Annotated in this window: 17 protein-coding genes, 1 tRNA gene and 1 pseudogene; 10 read left to right on the plus strand and 9 right to left on the minus strand. The window is 61.9% G+C overall.

The genetic code is table 11. The annotated features are described in order from the left end of the window. Positions 1 to 8 precede the first annotated feature (8 nt). The 9 genes from tuf (at position 9) to rplA (ending at position 7,085) form a co-directional block, all read left to right on the plus strand. Positions 9 to 1,184 carry an elongation factor Tu gene (gene tuf, locus AWT76_RS04960; protein ID WP_072244306.1) on the plus strand — a complete coding sequence of 392 codons (1,176 nt, stop codon included), beginning with the start codon at positions 9 to 11 and terminating at the stop codon, positions 1,182 to 1,184. 73 nt (positions 1,185 to 1,257) lie between these two features. After that, on the plus strand, positions 1,258 to 3,102 hold the full coding sequence (locus AWT76_RS04965; protein WP_072245373.1) for an ABC transporter ATP-binding protein: 1,845 nt from the start codon (positions 1,258 to 1,260) through the stop codon (positions 3,100 to 3,102). Positions 3,103 to 3,176: 74 nt separating this feature from the next. Beyond that, complete coding sequence (locus tag AWT76_RS04970) at positions 3,177 to 3,854, plus strand: CatB-related O-acetyltransferase (protein ID WP_072245374.1); 678 nt, start codon at positions 3,177 to 3,179, stop codon at positions 3,852 to 3,854. Between the two features lie 40 nt (positions 3,855 to 3,894). Beyond that, a tRNA-Trp gene (locus AWT76_RS04975) sits at positions 3,895 to 3,970 on the plus strand. A gap of 26 nt (positions 3,971 to 3,996) precedes the next feature. Then, positions 3,997 to 4,890, plus strand: a complete 894-nt coding sequence (locus tag AWT76_RS04980; protein WP_072245375.1) for a hypothetical protein — start codon at positions 3,997 to 3,999, stop codon at positions 4,888 to 4,890. Between the two features lie 52 nt (positions 4,891 to 4,942). Then, positions 4,943 to 5,140 (plus strand): preprotein translocase subunit SecE, encoded by a 198-nt coding sequence (gene secE, locus AWT76_RS04985; protein WP_072247467.1) that lies wholly within the window; start codon positions 4,943 to 4,945, stop codon positions 5,138 to 5,140. Positions 5,141 to 5,284: 144 nt separating this feature from the next. Beyond that, positions 5,285 to 5,818 (plus strand): transcription termination/antitermination protein NusG, encoded by a 534-nt coding sequence (nusG, locus tag AWT76_RS04990; RefSeq protein ID WP_072245376.1) that lies wholly within the window; start codon positions 5,285 to 5,287, stop codon positions 5,816 to 5,818. Between the two features lie 111 nt (positions 5,819 to 5,929). After that, positions 5,930 to 6,382: a 50S ribosomal protein L11 gene (gene rplK, locus AWT76_RS04995; protein WP_072245377.1), complete on the plus strand. Its 453-nt coding sequence runs from the start codon at positions 5,930 to 5,932 to the stop codon at positions 6,380 to 6,382. Between the two features lie 4 nt (positions 6,383 to 6,386). After that, complete coding sequence (gene rplA, locus AWT76_RS05000; protein WP_072245378.1) at positions 6,387 to 7,085, plus strand: 50S ribosomal protein L1; 699 nt, start codon at positions 6,387 to 6,389, stop codon at positions 7,083 to 7,085. A gap of 136 nt (positions 7,086 to 7,221) precedes the next feature. Here rplA and AWT76_RS05005 read toward each other — a convergent pair whose 3' ends face one another. The 4 genes from AWT76_RS05005 to nudC all read right to left on the minus strand — a co-directional run bounded on the left by AWT76_RS05005 (position 7,222) and on the right by nudC (position 9,595). Beyond that, positions 7,222 to 7,665, minus strand: a complete 444-nt coding sequence (locus AWT76_RS05005) for a molybdenum cofactor biosynthesis protein MoaE (RefSeq protein WP_072245379.1) — start codon at positions 7,663 to 7,665, stop codon at positions 7,222 to 7,224. Positions 7,666 to 7,670: 5 nt separating this feature from the next. Next, on the minus strand, positions 7,671 to 7,922 hold the full coding sequence (moaD, locus tag AWT76_RS05010) for a molybdopterin converting factor subunit 1 (protein WP_072245380.1): 252 nt from the start codon (positions 7,920 to 7,922) through the stop codon (positions 7,671 to 7,673). After that, on the minus strand, positions 7,919 to 8,584 hold the full coding sequence (gene pgsA, locus AWT76_RS05015) for a CDP-diacylglycerol--glycerol-3-phosphate 3-phosphatidyltransferase (protein WP_072247469.1): 666 nt from the start codon (positions 8,582 to 8,584) through the stop codon (positions 7,919 to 7,921). Before pgsA ends, moaD begins: the two co-directional genes overlap by 4 nt. Positions 8,585 to 8,659: 75 nt before the next feature. Then, positions 8,660 to 9,595: an NAD(+) diphosphatase gene (gene nudC / locus AWT76_RS05020; RefSeq protein WP_072245381.1), complete on the minus strand. Its 936-nt coding sequence runs from the start codon at positions 9,593 to 9,595 to the stop codon at positions 8,660 to 8,662. Positions 9,596 to 9,806: 211 nt separating this feature from the next. Here nudC and AWT76_RS05025 point away from each other — a divergent pair, with 211 nt between their 5' ends. Continuing rightward, positions 9,807 to 11,735: a bifunctional 2',3'-cyclic-nucleotide 2'-phosphodiesterase/3'-nucleotidase gene (locus AWT76_RS05025; RefSeq protein ID WP_072245382.1), complete on the plus strand. Its 1,929-nt coding sequence runs from the start codon at positions 9,807 to 9,809 to the stop codon at positions 11,733 to 11,735. Here AWT76_RS05025 and AWT76_RS05030 read toward each other — a convergent pair. The 5 genes and pseudogenes from AWT76_RS05030 to AWT76_RS05050 form a co-directional block, all read right to left on the minus strand. Then, positions 11,727 to 12,767, minus strand: coding sequence for a HesA/MoeB/ThiF family protein (locus AWT76_RS05030; RefSeq protein ID WP_072245383.1), 1,041 nt, complete (start codon positions 12,765 to 12,767; stop codon positions 11,727 to 11,729). The genes AWT76_RS05025 and AWT76_RS05030 overlap by 9 nt on opposite strands. Beyond that, entirely contained in the window at positions 12,767 to 13,231 is a 465-nt protein-coding gene (gene dut / locus AWT76_RS05035) for a dUTP diphosphatase (protein WP_072245384.1), read from the minus strand. Before dut ends, AWT76_RS05030 begins: the two co-directional genes overlap by 1 nt. Next, positions 13,228 to 13,869, minus strand: a pseudogene (locus tag AWT76_RS05040) (phosphopantothenoylcysteine decarboxylase domain-containing protein); the annotation flags it as partial. The gene dut and the pseudogene AWT76_RS05040, both read right to left, overlap by 4 nt. Positions 13,870 to 13,932: 63 nt before the next feature. After that, on the minus strand, positions 13,933 to 14,727 hold the full coding sequence (locus AWT76_RS05045; protein WP_072245385.1) for a ChaN family lipoprotein: 795 nt from the start codon (positions 14,725 to 14,727) through the stop codon (positions 13,933 to 13,935). After that, a complete protein-coding gene (locus AWT76_RS05050; RefSeq protein WP_072245386.1) occupies positions 14,724 to 15,602 on the minus strand; it encodes an RNA polymerase factor sigma-32 in 879 nt (292 codons plus the stop codon). Before AWT76_RS05050 ends, AWT76_RS05045 begins: the two co-directional genes overlap by 4 nt. Positions 15,603 to 15,622: the final 20 nt, after the last annotated feature.

The following is a 15,622-nucleotide window of genomic DNA, read 5'->3' on the forward strand; positions in this document are numbered from 1 at the left end:
CCCTATCCATGGCAAAAGCAAAGTTTGACCGGACGAAACCGCATGTGAACATCGGCACGATTGGCCATGTTGACCATGGCAAGACGACGCTGACGGCGGCGATCACGAAGTATTTCGGTGATTTCCGGGCCTATGACCAGATTGACGGTGCGCCCGAAGAAAAGGCGCGCGGGATCACGATCTCGACCGCGCATGTGGAATATGAAACCGAAGCGCGTCATTACGCCCATGTGGACTGCCCCGGCCACGCCGACTACGTCAAGAACATGATCACCGGTGCGGCGCAGATGGACGGCGCGATCCTGGTGGTGAACGCTGCTGACGGCCCGATGCCGCAGACGCGCGAGCACATCCTGCTGGGCCGTCAGGTGGGCATTCCGTTCATGGTTGTGTACATGAACAAGGTCGACCAGGTCGATGACGAGGAACTGCTGGAGCTGGTGGAAATGGAAATCCGCGAGCTGCTGTCCTCCTACGACTACCCGGGCGATGATATTCCGATCATCAAAGGCTCGGCTCTGGCCGCGATGGAAGGGCGTGACCCGGAAATCGGCGAGAACTCGATCCGCGAGCTGCTGGCCGCTGTTGACAGCTACATCCCGACGCCCGAGCGCGCCGTGGACCAGCCCTTCCTGATGCCGATCGAGGACGTGTTCTCGATTTCCGGCCGCGGCACGGTTGTGACCGGTCGCGTGGAGCGTGGCGTCATCAATGTGGGCGATTCGATCGAGATCGTGGGCATTCGCGACACCAAGACCACGACCTGCACGGGTGTGGAAATGTTCCGCAAGCTGCTGGATCGTGGTGAGGCTGGCGACAATATCGGTGCGCTGCTGCGCGGCATTGGCCGTGAAGATGTCGAGCGCGGGCAGGTGCTGTGCAAGCCGAAATCGGTGACGCCGCACACGCATTTCGAAGCCGAGGCCTATATCCTGACCAAGGAAGAAGGCGGCCGCCACACCCCGTTCTTCGCGAATTATCGCCCGCAATTCTACTTCCGCACGACGGATGTGACCGGCACGGTCCAGCTTCCCGAAGGCACGGAAATGGTGATGCCCGGCGACAACCTGAAATTCGAGGTCGAGCTGATCGCGCCCATCGCCATGGAAGAGAAGCTGCGCTTCGCCATCCGTGAAGGCGGCCGCACCGTCGGCGCAGGCGTCGTGTCGAAAATCATCAAGTAATCGCGCAACTGCGATCTAGATCACAGGGCGCGCGGGCAACCGCGCGCCCTTTTCTTGTGCTATAGGCTGACCCATGCGCTTGTTCTCTTATTTCGAATCCCGCGTTCCGGCCTATCCGGCCAACCCGCCCGGCCAGCCGCCCGGTGCCTTTTGGGCGTTCCTGTGGCATTATGCGCGTCCGCTCGCCCCGTGGCTGCTGGCGATGTCGCTGGTCGCGGCAGCTTTCGCGGCGCTGGAAATCGTGCTGCTGGGGTATCTGGGCACCTTGATCGACCGTATGTCAGATCTGGGGCCAGAACGGTTTTTGGCCATGGAAGGGGGCAGGCTGGCGCTGATGGGCACATTGTTGCTGATCGTGCTGCCCGCCCTTTCGGTGATCGGGGCGCTTATCATGTATCAGGCGCTGATGGGCAATTTCCCGCAGCGCGTGCGCTGGATGGGCCATCGCTGGCTGATCGGGCAATCGATGCACTATTTTCAGGACGAATTCGCAGGCCGGATTGCCACGCGGCTGATGCAGACCAGCCTTGCCGTGCGCGAGACGGTCATGAAACTGATGGATGTGGCGGTCTATATCCTTGCCTATTTCGTCGGCACGCTGGCGCTTGCGGCCACGCTCGATTGGCGTCTGGCGCTGCCCTTTGCGCTTTGGGCAGTGGGCTATGGCGCATTGTTGTCCATCATCGTGCCGCGTCTGGGCCGGGTGGCGCAGGCGCAGGCCGATGCCCGCGCCGAGATGACGGGCCGCATTGTCGACAGTTATACCAATATCGCCACGGTCAAGCTGTTCAGCCATGCCGCCCGCGAAGAGGCCTTCGCCCGCGACGGCATGGATGGGTTCTTGCAAACCGTCTACCGCCAGATGCGTCTTGTCGCGGTGCAGGATGTCAGCGTGAACACGCTCAATTCGCTGCTGACGGGTGCGGTGGCCGGGATTGGCCTGTGGCTGTGGCTGGACGGGGCGCTGGCGCTTGGGGCTTTGGCGGTTGCGATCCCGCTGGCCTTGCGGCTTGGGAACATGTCGCATTGGGTGATGTGGGAATTCGCGGCCCTGTTCGAGAATATCGGCACGGTGCGCGACGGTCTGTCCACCTTGTCGCAACCGCGCAGCGTGGTCGAGCAGGCGGGTGCCGCCCCGTTGCAACTGACCAAGGGTGAGATCCGCTTCAAAAATGTCCGCTTCGATTACGACGCGGCCAGCGCCCATGCGCCCGCCGTGCTGGACGGGTTGGACCTGCATCTGCGCCCGGGAGAGAAGCTGGGGCTTGTGGGCCGGTCTGGCGCAGGAAAATCGACGCTGGTGAACCTGCTGTTGCGGTTCTACGATGTCAGCGGCGGATGCATCGAGATTGACGGTCAGGATATTTCTGCGGTCACGCAAGAATCCTTGCGCGCGGCCATTGGTGTGGTCACGCAGGACACGGCGCTGTTGCACCGGTCTGTGCGCGACAACATTGCTTATGGCCGCCCCGGAGCCACCGATGCCGAAATCTGGGCCGCCGCCGATCTTGCCGAAGCGCGCGACTTCATTGCGGGGCTGGAAGATGCCAAGGGCCGCCGGGGGCTGGACGCGCATGTGGGCGAGCGCGGGGTGAAACTGTCGGGCGGGCAGCGCCAGCGCATCGCCATCGCACGCGCCGCGTTGAAGGACGCGCCTATTCTGGTGCTGGACGAGGCGACCTCGGCGTTGGATTCCGAAGTCGAGGCCGCGATCCAGTCGCAATTGGAACGGCTGATGCAGGGCAAGACCGTGATCGCCATCGCGCACCGGCTGTCCACCATTGCCGCTATGGACCGGCTGGTGGTGATGGAAGCGGGCCGCGTTGTGGAAAGCGGCACCCATAGCGAATTGCTGGCGCGGGATGGGCTGTATGCCCGGCTTTGGGCGCGGCAATCGGGCGGGTTTATCAAGGCCTGATACATGTGTCGCGTGCCGGGCTTGCCCGGTGCCATCCCAGAGGTTAACCATAATGGGCAATCTTGTGGGGTCACATGGCGTTTCCGCTTCCCGATACGGCCTATCCGGTCACGCAGCCCGATGGCATGCCGCATCGTTCCACGGTGTTCTTGCGGGCGGTTATTGACCATCCGCGGTGGCGCGTGGGTGATTACAGCTATGCCAGCGCGCATGTTCCGCCATCCGATTGGGCGGTGCATCTGGCACCCTATTTATATGCGTTTTCGCCCGAGAAGCTGGTCATCGGCAAATTTTGCCAGATTGCGGATGGGGTGCAGTTCATCACTGCATCCGCAAACCACCGCCGCGACGGGTTTTCGACCTTTCCCTTTGCCATTTTCCATAGGCGGTTTGAAAACGCGCCATCCTTGCCCGGACCGGGGCCTGATACGGTCATTGGCCATGATGTCTGGATCGGGCAGGGCGCGCGCATCCTGCCCGGCGCGCGCATTGGCGATGGGGTGATCGTGGGGGCGGGCGCGGTCGTGGCTGGCACCGTGGCACCCTACATGGTCGTTGCGGGCAACCCCGCGCGGGTGGTGAGCACGCGTTTTCCCGCAGATGTGGCCGCCCGCTTGCAAGATCTTGCATGGTGGGATTGGCCGATAGAAAAGGTAGAACAGCACGAGGTCGCAATTTGCGGGGCCAACCTGGCCCTGCTAGAGGCCGCAAAAGCGGAAATCGGCGGCGCGGGGGGCGCATTTCCCTCTTGATCTTGGCAAGGGGCTGTCATACCCATCGCGGCACAGACGTAGGGGTGTAGCTCAGTTGGTAGAGCATCGGTCTCCAAAACCGAGGGTCGGGGGTTCGAGCCCCTCCGCCCCTGCCAGTCTGGAACAGGTCGGCACAGAGCGCTTGTCGCTGTCGATCCATGTTGGCGCGCATAAAACCGCGACCTCGCATTTGCAGCACGGTTTCAGCAAGGCCCGCGGTATTCTGCGGCAAAAAGGCGTGGCCTATTTCGGCCCCGAATTGTTGCGCGGCAAATTGCGGCTGCCCGCGCTTGGCGGTTCTGGCACCAAGCCCCCCACGGACCTGTTGGCCGCCTTTGCGCGCAACCGTATGTGCCGCCTTGTCCTGTCGGAAGAAAATATCCTTGGCACCACCCGCGCCGATCTTGTGGCCAAGGGCGCGCGGTTCTACCCCGCAGCCGCCCCGCGCTTGACACGCTTGCTGGAAAGCTTGGGTTGTGATGATGCGACGGTTTACCTGTCGATCCGTGCGCCTTTGTCATTCCTGAACTCGGCGCATGGTCAGCAGCAGAATGCCGGCCGGTTCACCTCAATAGACGACTATCTGGCGCAGGTGCGCACCGATGCCTTGCGCTGGTCGGAATTGGTCCAGCGCTTGGGCGCGGTGCCGGGGGTGGCACGGGTCGTGGTCTGGCGCTACGAGGACTACCCGGCCATCGTGCCGACGCTTCTGGACACCATGCTGGGCTGTGGTCGGCGCTTCGAGTTGCCAGAGCGCAAACGGCTGGTCGGCACATCGCTTCGTGCGCTAGAGCATGCGCGCGAGGTGCTGGCCAATGACCCTGCCTGCAATGTGACAGAGGTCATCAAAGAGGCGCGCGCGCTTTACCCAAAATCCGATGCATTTCCCGGCCCGGCCCCGTTCGACCCCGCCGCATTGGAGACGGATCTGGACCGCTACCACGAGGATTGCGCGCGGCTGGCGACGATGGCGAAGGTGACATTCCTGCGCCTGCCAGAGGCGGGCACTGGCGAAGACGCTTCGAAACACGCTTGAAACCGGCCCGATGGCTGCGTATGTGGGGGTCAAGCAAGTGACAGGCGGACCCATGGCCAAGACGAATCCTTTTCAGTTCATGCAACAGGTGCGCGCCGAGACCGCGAAGGTCACATGGCCCAATCGGCGCGAAGTGGTCATCACCACATTGATGGTTTTGGCACTGGCTGCACTGACTGCCGTGTTCTTCTTTCTGGTTGATCTGCTGATCCGCACCGGCCTTGGTGGGCTGTTGGGAATGTTCGGTTAAGCTGGGGTGCGCGTAGGGCTTGAAACCTGCGCGCCACGGCTGTAACAGAACCACGAAAGGCGCACCGACTCGGTGCGCTGTTTTATTTCATCTGGACGGTGCGCGCCTGCCGCCACCCTCTGGCCCGAGACAGGAAAGAGCATCATGGCCCAACGCTGGTATTCGGTAAGCGTTTTGTCGAACTTCGAAAAGAAGATCGCGGAAGCCATTCGCACCGCCGCCGAAGAGGCCGGGATGCAGGACATGATTGAAGAAGTCCTTGTGCCGACCGAAGAAGTGATCGAAGTGCGTCGCGGCAAGAAAGTGACGACCGAGCGGCGCTTCATGCCGGGTTACGTTCTGGTGCGTATGGAAATGACGCCGAAAGGCTACCACCTGATCAATTCCATCAACCGCGTGACGGGGTTCTTGGGCACGCAGGGCAAACCCATGCCCATGCGCGATGACGAGGTGAATGCCATCCTGAACCGTGTTCAGGAAACCGAGGAAGCACCGCGCACGCTGATCCATTTTGAGGTCGGCGAGCAGGTCAAGGTCAATGACGGACCGTTCGAGGGTTTCTCTGGGATGGTCGAGGAAGTGGATGCCGACAACAACCGCCTGAAGGTGATGGTGTCGATCTTTGGCCGGGCCACCCCGGTCGATCTGGAATTCATGCAGGTGTCGAAAGACGTCTAACGCATGAGTGTTGTGGGAGGTCGCCGGGCGCGCCCGGTCAGACCGCACCACTAAACCGCAAGCAGCCCGCCGGTCGCGACCGGGGGCGAGGTGACAAGAAGGAGAGGCCAGATGGCCAAGAAAGTCGTTGGGCAGCTGAAGCTGCAAATTCCGGCGGGTAAAGCAAACCCGTCGCCGCCCGTTGGTCCCGCACTGGGTCAGCGCGGCATCAACATCATGATGTTCACCAAGGAATTCAACGCCCGCACCGCAGAGATGGAGCCGGGCGCCCCTATTCCGACCGTGATTACCTACTATCAGGACAAATCGTTCACGATGGACCTGAAGACGCCGCCTGCGTCTTGGTATCTGAAGCGCGCCGCTGGCCTGAAGCCTGTTGGCAAGCGGAACCGCGCGCAAGGTTCGCCCATGCCGGGCCGCACCGTGCAAGGCACCGTGACCACCAAGCAGATCCGTGAAATCGCTGAAGCGAAGATGAAAGATCTGAACGCGACCACGATCGAAGGCGCCATGCAGATCATCGCGGGCTCTGCCCGGTCGATCGGCATCGAGGTGAAAGGGTAATCCAATGGCTAAAATTGCAAAACGCGTGAAAGCCGCCCGCGAAGCCTTTGCCGGCAAAGCAAATCTGAGCGTGGAAGAGGCCGTCAGCCTGATCAAGGCGAACGCCACCGCGAAATTCGATGAAACCATCGAGATCGCGATGAACCTGGGCGTTGACCCGCGCCATGCCGACCAAATGGTGCGCGGTGTCGTGTCGCTGCCCAACGGCACCGGCAAAACCGTGCGCGTGGCCGTGTTCGCACGCGGCCCGAAGGCTGATGAAGCGACCGCCGCTGGCGCCGACATCGTGGGTGCCGAAGACCTGATGGAAACCATCCAATCGGGCAAGATCGAGTTCGACCGCTGCATCGCAACGCCGGACATGATGCCGATCGTGGGCCGTTTGGGCAAAATTCTTGGCCCGCGCAACCTGATGCCGAACCCCAAGGTCGGCACGGTCACGATGGACGTGAAAGCCGCCGTAGAAGCCGCCAAGGGCGGTCAGGTGCAGTTCAAGGCCGAAAAAGCGGGCGTGGTTCATGCCGGTGTTGGCAAAGTGTCCTTCGACGACACCAAACTGGCCGAGAATATCCGCGCCTTTGTCGATGCGGTCGCCAAAGCCAAGCCGACGGGCGCAAAGGGTGCCTATATGAAGCAGGTTTTCCTAAGCTCGACCATGGGTCCGGGTGTATCGGTGAGCGTGGAAAGCGCCACCCAGGGCTGACCCAGCTTTGACCGAATTGAAAAAAGGCGGGCCAAGTGCCCGCCTTTTTGCGTGATGCTTGAAGGTTATAGGGGCGCTGCCCCTCTGGGGCCTGTCGGCCCCATTCACCCCGGGATATTTGGGCAAGGATGAAGGGCTACCAGCGGGTAAGGGCGGCTTCGTCGCTGTCTTTTGCCGCGACCCAGTCTGCGCCTTGATCGGTGATCTCTTTTTTCCAGAACGGCGCGCGGGACTTGAGATAGTCCATCAGGAAATCGGCGGCGGCAAAGGCGTCTGCGCGGTGCGCGCTGGCCGTAGCGACCATCATGATGGTGTCACCGGGGGCAAGGGGGCCGAAGCGGTGGATGATCTTGCAATCGGACAGCGACCAGCGCGACTGCGCCTGTTGTGCGATATCTTCAAGCGCGCGTTCGGTCATGCCGGGGTAATGTTCTATTTCCATCTGGCGCAGCGTGCCGCTGTCATTGTTGCGCACGATGCCGCAGAAGGTGACGACTGCGCCGATATTGCTTTGGGTCTGTGCAAAGCTGTTGCATTCCTGCCCGAAGTCGAACGGTGCCTGTTGCACGCGAATATCCATCGCGGTCAGCCGCCGGTCATAGGGGGGAAGAAGGCGATTTCGCGCGCGTCGCCAAGCGGTGTGGTAAAATCGCTGAGTTCCTGATCGATTGCCACGCGCAAGGCGCTTGGGTCCGAAAAGGCAAGCGCATAGCGATCTTCGCGCGCGGCCAGTTCGGCCACGAGTTCAGCCACCGTGCCCGCGCTGGTTTCGATGGTTTCACGAGGCAGGCCCACGCGTTCGCGCAGCCAAGCGAAATAGAGGATCTCGCGTTTCATGGTTTCGCTCCGAGATGGGGAAGGGCTTTGCGGAAGTAATCCCAGCCCGTCAGCAAGGTCAGAAGGGCCGCGATCCAGATCAGCGCCAGTCCGATGATCCAGACGACCCCGCCGTCATAGGTGGCAAGGTCGATTACCGAAACATCGGTCGTCCCGATTTGGCCGAGCGTGTCCAAAAGGTCGATATCAAGCCGCGTGCTGCTGGCCTCACGCGTGTAGTCCAGCCCCAGCGCCAGAAACAGCACCGCGATGGCGGTCATCTGCGCCGTGGTTTTCCATTTTGCCAATCTGGTCACTTTCAGCAGACCCGCCGTGTCGCCAAGGAATTCGCGCAGGCCAGAAACGAAGACCTCGCGAAACAGGATGGCCGTAGCGGGCAGGATCAACCATGGGTCCATGCCGGAATAGCCGGTAATGACCAGAAGCGCGATCACCACCATCGCTTTGTCGGCAATCGGGTCCAGCATGGCGCCCAGCCGGGTTTCTTGCTTCCAGGCGCGGGCCAGGTAGCCGTCGAAGAAATCCGTAAGCGCTGCCAACCCGAATAAGGCCAGTGCGAACCAGTCGGCAAAGGGGCGATGGAAATACAGGAACAGGACAGCAATCCCCGGCGCGGCCAGCAGCCGCAGAATAGTCAGGATATTCGGAAGGTTCCAGAGCATGGCGGGGGGCTTTGTCAGGGGGCTGTCTGTCATGGTCCTAACCTGATTATTTCCCGCGTGAAAGGCAAGAGCATGCTAGGCATACCCGGCCAGCCAGTGGCGGATCATCGCATGTGCGATAGACCCTTTGCGCGCCGGGCTTGGGTGGCTGCGCTCGCCAGCCATGACGGCCAGCAGGTCTTCCCGGCTGATCCAGAGCGCGTCTTCCAATTCGTCATCAAGGATGATCTGGTCGGTTTCGGCTTGGGCAAGATAGCCCAGCATAAGCGAATTCGGAAAGGGCCATGGCTGCGCGCCAAGGTAGCGCGCGCGCCCGATGCGGATGCCGGTTTCTTCCAGAACCTCGCGGGCGACCGCGCCCTCGGGCGTCTCTCCGGGTTCGACAAAGCCTGCAAGCGCGGAATACATGCCCTCTGGCCAGCCATGCGACCGGCCCAGAAGCAGCTTGTTGCCATATGTGACCAGCATGATGACCACCGGGTCGGTGCGTGGGAAATGCTTGGCGCCGCAGCTTGAGCAGTGGCGTTCCCAGCCGCCGGGCGCGATCTGGCTGGTCGAGCCACACGCAGCGCAGAACCGGTGCGACCGGTGCCAGTTGAACACGGCGCGCGCGGTTGCCGCCAAGGCCGCTTCTGGCGCAGATAGCGTTGTCATGGCCAAGCGCAATTCCGCAAAACACGCGCCGGGGGCTGCGCCGGGATAGGTTTGTTCCGACGGGTCGGCGAACATTTCCAAAGCGGCCCTGTCCAGCCCGTCGGGTTCCCAGCCAGAGATGTCGGCGGCAAAGCGCGGTTGCCCGTTCTGTCGGCCCAGAAAAAGCCAGCTATCGCCCGCGTGGCGCAACACCGGGCTGTCGGCGGCGACCCATGCAAGGCAATCTTGGGCGATCTGCGGTTTGCCCCGCCACAGTGGCAAGACCTGCGATCCCGCGCGCAAGCTGTCTGATGTTGCCCGTTCTTCGGCAGCGCGGCTGTCCCAGTGCCCGGCAAAGGCCATTTCAAGCGCTTTCATGGTGTTTTTCCGTTTCGAGCAGTCTTCATTTCCCGTAAAGACTTGTGTTGTCTGGAAAACGATGCTCAATTAAAGGTTGTGTTAGTATGTCGCTCATCCTCGCAAATACGGCACCAAACGCCCAAATGCCATATTCCTGCGCGATGATGGCCAGATTTCTCTCTTATCCCCTGTGTAACTTGGTTAACGCTCGTAACAGAAAAAGTTTGTCATGGGACAGGAAAAGCTGCGCTTCATGCCGGTTTCAGATGTAAGGCAGACCGTCGATCTCCGTATTCTGGAGACGACGGATCTGCATGTCCACCTACACCCCTACGACTATTATGCGGATTGTCCGAACCCGGATTTCGGCCTGTCGCGCTTGGCCGAACTGGTTGACCGCGCCCGCGCAGAGGCCGGGACAACCTTGTTGTTCGACAATGGCGATTTCCTGCAAGGCACGCCGGTCGGCGATTTTTTTGCCTATGACATGGGGTTGCGCGAGGGCGATCTGCACCCGGTCTTGGCCGCGATGAACGCCATGCGCTACGATGCCATCACGATCGGCAACCATGAATTCAATTACGGGCTGGAATTTCTGGAAAGATCACTGGCGCGGGCGGAATTTCCGGTCGTCTCTGCTAATATTGCCAAGCAGATCGGCCGCACACCGCGCGAAGACCGGATGTTGGTCAAGCCCTACAGCTTGCTGCGCCGGCAGGTGCGCGACCGTATCGGGCTGATGCATGATTTGTGCATCGGCGTTCTGGGTGTGGCCCCACCGCAGATCATGACATGGGAACGCCAGCAGCTTCAGGGCAAGCTGGGCGTGCGCGACATGGTCGAAGCCGTTAGCGCTTGGGTGCCGGAAATGCGAGAGGCCGGTGCAGATCTGATCGTGCTGTTGGCGCATACCGGGATTGGGCCGTTGCGCTACACGCATGGTATGGAGAACGCGGTCATTCCCTTGGCCCGGATAGAGGGGGTTGATGTGGTTCTGTCGGGCCACACGCATCAGGTTTTCCCGTCGCGCGCGTTTGCGGATATCCCCTCGGTCGATGTTGAGCGCGGCACGATTGCGGGCAAACCTGCAGTTATGAGCGGGTTCTTCGGGTCGCATCTGGGGGTGATTGATCTGTCGCTGCAACGCGAAGGCGGTAAATGGCGCGTGATCAACCATAATGTCGAAACCCGCGCCTTGCGCGATGCGGCCATGAATTTTCCACAAGTGGCGGCAGATCGCAGTCAGCCCATGCGCAGCCCCAAGGTGCGCAAGATCGTCGAACGCGCACATGATGCGGTTCTGGCCAGCATCCGCCAGCCTATCGGGCGCTGCGACACGCCGATCCACAGTTTTTTCGTGTATCTTGGCAGCTCTGCCGCGGCGGCCCTTGTGGCGCAGGCACAAAAATCATTCGTGACCGGGCGCATCGGGCCAGAGCTTGCCGGGCTTCCGGTTTTGTCGGCTGTCTCTCCGTCCAAGGCCGGGGGCTTGGGCGGCGCGCGCAATTATACCAATATCGCGGCAGGGCAGTTGACCCTGCGCAGCATGGCGGATCTGTATGTTTACCCCAACAAGGTTGCCGCGTCGCGCCTGACCGGGGCGCAGATCGCCCAGTGGCTGGAGCGCTCTGCCTCTGCCTTCAACCAGATACATCCGCATGTGCAGGACCAGCCGTTGATGAACCCGGCCTTCGCGGGCTATAATTTCGAAATCATCTATGGTCTGACCTATGAGATCGACCTGACGCAACCGCCGCGCTTTGGTCCCGACGGGACAAAGCTGAACCCGGCGCATAGCCGCATCCGCAATTTGCGCCATGCCGGGGCGCCCTTGGACATGACTGCCGAATTCATCCTGTGCACCAATAATTTCCGCGCGCAGGGTGCGGGGAATTATCCGGGGGCAAAGCCATCCTCTATCTGCTTCGAGCATCCGGCCATCGTGCGCGACGTGCTGCGCGAACATGTCGAGAAGCAAGATGTCTTGCAGGTCGATGCCACCGCACCCTTCCGCCTGATGCCGGTAGAGGGGGCCAGCGTTGTGTTGCGCACCGCCCCTGCGGCACTGGACCATCTGCGCCAGATTGCCAGCTTTGCCCCCGAAGTGATGGGGGCAGACAAGAAGGGCTTTTTGCGTCTGCGTCTAACCCTAAGCTGACCCGCAGCAGGCACAATCGGGCCGTCGGCTGATCGTGACGACCCGGTTCTCGCCATAAAGCGCGTCATGCAACATCAAACGCCCGCGCAAGGACTGCCCTGCGCCGGTTATTTCCTTGATCGCTTCCAGCGCCATTTGGCTGCCGATAATGCCGGGCAGGGGGGCCACCACCCCGGCTTCGGCACAGCTTGGGGCCAGCCCTTCGGCAGGGCGCGCGGGGAACAGGCATTCGTAGCAGGGCGCGCCGCTTGCGGGATGATACAGGCTGATCTGCCCTTCCCATTGCGTGATGGCACCCGAAATCAGCGGCATGCCCGTGGCAACGGCAGCACGATTGACCATGTAGCGCGTGTCGAAATTGTCGCTGCCGTCAAGAATCAGGTCATATTCGGCGAATAGATCAGCGGCCAGTTCTGCGGTCAGCCGCCGATGATACGGTTTGACCATTATGAACGGGTTGAGCGCCTGCATCGCGGCCTGTGCGGAAAACACTTTTGGCGTGTCGATGTCGCGGTCGCGGTGGATGATCTGACGTTGCAGGTTCGACCCGTCAACGCTGTCATCGTCAATTACCCCGATCGTGCCCACCCCTGCGGCAGCCAGATACAGCAAGGCGGGCGACCCAAGCCCACCCGCGCCGATAACCAAAACCGACGCTTCTTTCAGCTTGCGTTGCCCCGCGCCGCCCAATTCGCGCAGAACGATGTGGCGGGCGTAGCGGTTCAGTTCCGCCTCTCGGAACGGGCCGGTTTGGGGGGGCGCGGACTGGGCCGGTTCCGGGGCAAGGCGGCGCAACCGTTTCAGGCCCCAGACATACAGCACGACCAGCCCAACGGCCCCGCCCAGCACCAGCCATGGGCGCACATCGCCCCCCGTTGCCACCCGGATGGGCGTGGTTTCGGGCAACACAAGCTGTGCGATCACGACGACCACATAGACCAGCCCGATCATGATGAACCGCGCGCGTTTGGGGGTTTTCATCGCCCAGCCCAGCACCCATAGCCCGGCCATCAGGAACAGAACCAAACCCATCACGTCACCCCGGTAGAGCCATATCCGCCCGCGCCGCGCGCAGTGTCGGGTAGCGTATTGGTTGCGACAAAGCGCGCCCGCACCACGGGCGCGATCACGATTTGCGCAATCCGCATGCCGTGTTCCACCGTGAAAGGCGCGTCGCCAAGGTTCTGCAAAATCACGCCCAAAGGCCCGCGGTAATCGCTGTCGATGGTAGCGGGCGCATTGGGCAGGGTCAGGCCGTGTTTCAGCGCCAGACCAGAGCGCGCGCGGATCTGCATTTCAAATCCTTCGGGTATGGCGCAGGCCAGCCCGGTCGGGATCAAAAGCCGCGCCATGGACGCCAGCGCCAGCCCGCTTGCGCGGTCCTGCGGCGCAAGATTGGCGCGAATATCGGCCCCGGCAGCCCCGGCGGTTTCGTAGGCGGGCAGGGGCACGGCTTGGTCCGCATCGGGCAGGTACTGGAACAGAATGTCGGTCATGCCAGCGCCTGTGCAATGCGGGTGGCCAGACGTGCAGCCACGTCGGATTTCGCCATGCGTGGCCAATGCTCGACATGATCGGCGGTTATCAGATGCACCGCGTTTTCCGTGCCGCCCATAATGCCGGTGGCGGCAGAGACATCATTGGCCAAGATCCAGTCGCAGCCCTTACGCGCACGTTTGGCCTGCGCATGGGCGATAACGTTTTCGGTTTCGGCGGCAAACCCCACCACCAGCGCGGGGCGCTGCGCATGATGCGACAGCGTTTGCAGAATGTCCGGGTTTTCAACAAATTCAAGCATTGGAATACCTTGGGCGGTTTTCTTCATCTTTTGGTCGGCGGCATTCCTAACGCGCCAATCGGCCACGGCGGCGGCCATCACCGCGGCATCGACCGGCAGCGCGGCTTCCACTGCAGCCAGCATTTCCAGCGCGGTTTCCACGCGCATCACAGCCACGCCTGCCGGCGCGGGCACCTGCGCCGGGCCACTCACGAATACAACATCCGCGCCCAGATCGCGCAATGCCTCTGCAATCGCCGTGCCTTGGGCACCAGAGGACCGGTTGGCAATGTAGCGCACCGGGTCAATCGGTTCATGCGTGGGGCCGGATGTGACCAAAATGCGCTTTCCCGACAGCATGGCAGGCCTTTCTGTAACTTCATGCTTTGGGATAGCGGCTCTGGCGGCCGGGCAAAAGCCCTATTGAAACGCGGCGCAAGGGTCGTCGCGCGGGGCGGCTTCGGTGACGATCCAGAAATCGGTCAAAGCAGGGTCGGGTGCTGCGCTTTCATACTGGCCAACCACAACGCTTGTGACCCCCGGTGCCGCCAGCGCCAAGGCGGCAGGGGCGCCCCAGTCGCGGCGCACATGGCCGGTGCCGGTAATCACCACCACAGGCCCGCCAGTGTCGCGCAAGGCCCGTTCCGTCACGCGCGCCAGTTCGGCGTCGCGCAAGCGTTGCACTGTGACCATGCCGGGCAAAAGGTCTGCGGGCAAGGCGTTGCAATGGGCTTCGGCTTGCAGGTCTTCGCGCGTGGCCTGCTCTTCCGGGGTCAGCGGTTGGTCCAGCCCGAAACGCACGGCGTCGCCGGCGAACACCTCTGCCACGGGCTGCTCAAATACGGCACGCGCTTGGTCGCGCGGGATTGCCGCACCGTAGATGCGCGCGGCCGGGGCGGCTTCGAAAATCGGATAATACATGTCAAAGTCGGGCCAGCCGGTTCCGTCCCATGCCAAGGCCTCGGCCAATGCGTCAGAACTCTCCCATGTTGCGGGTGCATTGGCGGCCTGCCCCTCGGTCAACATCTCGAATACCATGGCGCTGGGCTTGATCGCAGCGATTGCGCGCGCTTGGTTTAGGTGGTGGTCGGGATGGTCATGCACTTCGCCCAGAAAATAAACATCTGCGCCGGGCAAGCTGTCCAGCCCGTCCGGCGCAATTTGCTCTGCCTGCGCGGGCAGGGCCAGAGCGGCGCAAAGGACCATCCACCTCATGCGAGGAAGTTCAGCACTTCCTTGGACTGGGTCTCAAGGCTCTTGCGCATTTTCTGGAACGCCGCAGCTTCCAACTGGCGCACGCGCTCTTTCGACAGGCCCAATTCTTCGCCCAAGCTTTCCAGCGTGCGCGGATCTGCGCGCAGCTTGCGTTCGCGCACGATAAAGCGTTCGCGCTCGCTGAGCCCCTGAAGCGCGGCCAACAACCATTCGCGCAATTGGGCGGTGTCATGGGCGTGCTCCACCCCGACCGATGCTTGTTCGCTGTCATCTTCCAGCACATCAATCCATTCGCGCCCGTCTTCGTCGCTGGATTGCATGGCGTTCAGCGAATAGTCGGACCCGGACAGGCGGCCTTCCATCATCTCGACATCATGCAGGGGCACCCCCACCTCATGCGCAACCATCTCGCGCAGCTGGTGCGGGTCCAGCGTTTCGCCGCGCGCCATGGCTTCGCGTTCCAGCTTGGCCTGCACGCGCCGCAGATTGAAGAACAGCGATTTCTGGCTGCTGGTCGACCCGGTGCGCACCATGGACCAGTTGCGCATGACATAATCCTGAATGCTGGCCTTGATCCACCAAACAGCATAGGTCGAAAACCGCACGCCACGATCCGGATCGAACTTGTCGGCGGCTTTCATCAGGCCCAGCCCGGCTTCCTGAATCAGGTCATTCATGGGCGCGCCATAGCGGCGAAACTTGCCCGCCATCGAAATCGCCAGCCGCATATAGGCCGTGATCAGCCGGTGCAGCGCAGCCTCGTCGCGGTGGTCGCGCCACGCATAGGCCAGTTTCAATTCGGTCTCCGCATCCAGCAATTCGGCCTTCATGGCCTGACGCGAAAACTTGCGGTCGTCACTGAAATCAAGTGCCATTGTTTCCCCCGGCTGTGCGC

Origin of the sequence: Roseibaca calidilacus, assembly GCF_001517585.1 — a bacterium.
Classification (GTDB): Bacteria; Pseudomonadota; Alphaproteobacteria; order Rhodobacterales; family Rhodobacteraceae; genus Roseinatronobacter; species Roseinatronobacter calidilacus.

Excerpts from the sequence above, each read along its gene's own strand:
- tuf (WP_072244306.1), top strand. The coding sequence starts at position 9 with ATGGCAAAAGCAAAGTTTGACCGGACGAAACCGCATGTGAACATCGGC.
- AWT76_RS04965 (WP_072245373.1), top strand. The coding sequence starts at position 1,258 with ATGCGCTTGTTCTCTTATTTCGAATCCCGCGTTCCGGCCTATCCGGCC.
- AWT76_RS04970 (WP_072245374.1), top strand. The coding sequence starts at position 3,177 with ATGGCGTTTCCGCTTCCCGATACGGCCTATCCGGTCACGCAGCCCGAT.
- secE (WP_072247467.1), top strand. The coding sequence starts at position 4,943 with ATGGCCAAGACGAATCCTTTTCAGTTCATGCAACAGGTGCGCGCCGAG.
- nusG (WP_072245376.1), top strand. The coding sequence starts at position 5,285 with ATGGCCCAACGCTGGTATTCGGTAAGCGTTTTGTCGAACTTCGAAAAG.
- rplK (WP_072245377.1), top strand. The coding sequence starts at position 5,930 with ATGGCCAAGAAAGTCGTTGGGCAGCTGAAGCTGCAAATTCCGGCGGGT.
- rplA (WP_072245378.1), top strand. The coding sequence starts at position 6,387 with ATGGCTAAAATTGCAAAACGCGTGAAAGCCGCCCGCGAAGCCTTTGCC.
- AWT76_RS05005 (WP_072245379.1), bottom strand. The coding sequence starts at position 7,665 with ATGGATATTCGCGTGCAACAGGCACCGTTCGACTTCGGGCAGGAATGC.
- moaD (WP_072245380.1), bottom strand. The coding sequence starts at position 7,922 with ATGAAACGCGAGATCCTCTATTTCGCTTGGCTGCGCGAACGCGTGGGC.
- pgsA (WP_072247469.1), bottom strand. The coding sequence starts at position 8,584 with ATGCTCTGGAACCTTCCGAATATCCTGACTATTCTGCGGCTGCTGGCC.
- nudC (WP_072245381.1), bottom strand. The coding sequence starts at position 9,595 with ATGAAAGCGCTTGAAATGGCCTTTGCCGGGCACTGGGACAGCCGCGCT.
- AWT76_RS05025 (WP_072245382.1), top strand. The coding sequence starts at position 9,807 with ATGGGACAGGAAAAGCTGCGCTTCATGCCGGTTTCAGATGTAAGGCAG.
- AWT76_RS05030 (WP_072245383.1), bottom strand. The coding sequence starts at position 12,767 with ATGGGTTTGGTTCTGTTCCTGATGGCCGGGCTATGGGTGCTGGGCTGG.
- dut (WP_072245384.1), bottom strand. The coding sequence starts at position 13,231 with ATGACCGACATTCTGTTCCAGTACCTGCCCGATGCGGACCAAGCCGTG.
- AWT76_RS05045 (WP_072245385.1), bottom strand. The coding sequence starts at position 14,727 with ATGAGGTGGATGGTCCTTTGCGCCGCTCTGGCCCTGCCCGCGCAGGCA.
- AWT76_RS05050 (WP_072245386.1), bottom strand. The coding sequence starts at position 15,602 with ATGGCACTTGATTTCAGTGACGACCGCAAGTTTTCGCGTCAGGCCATG.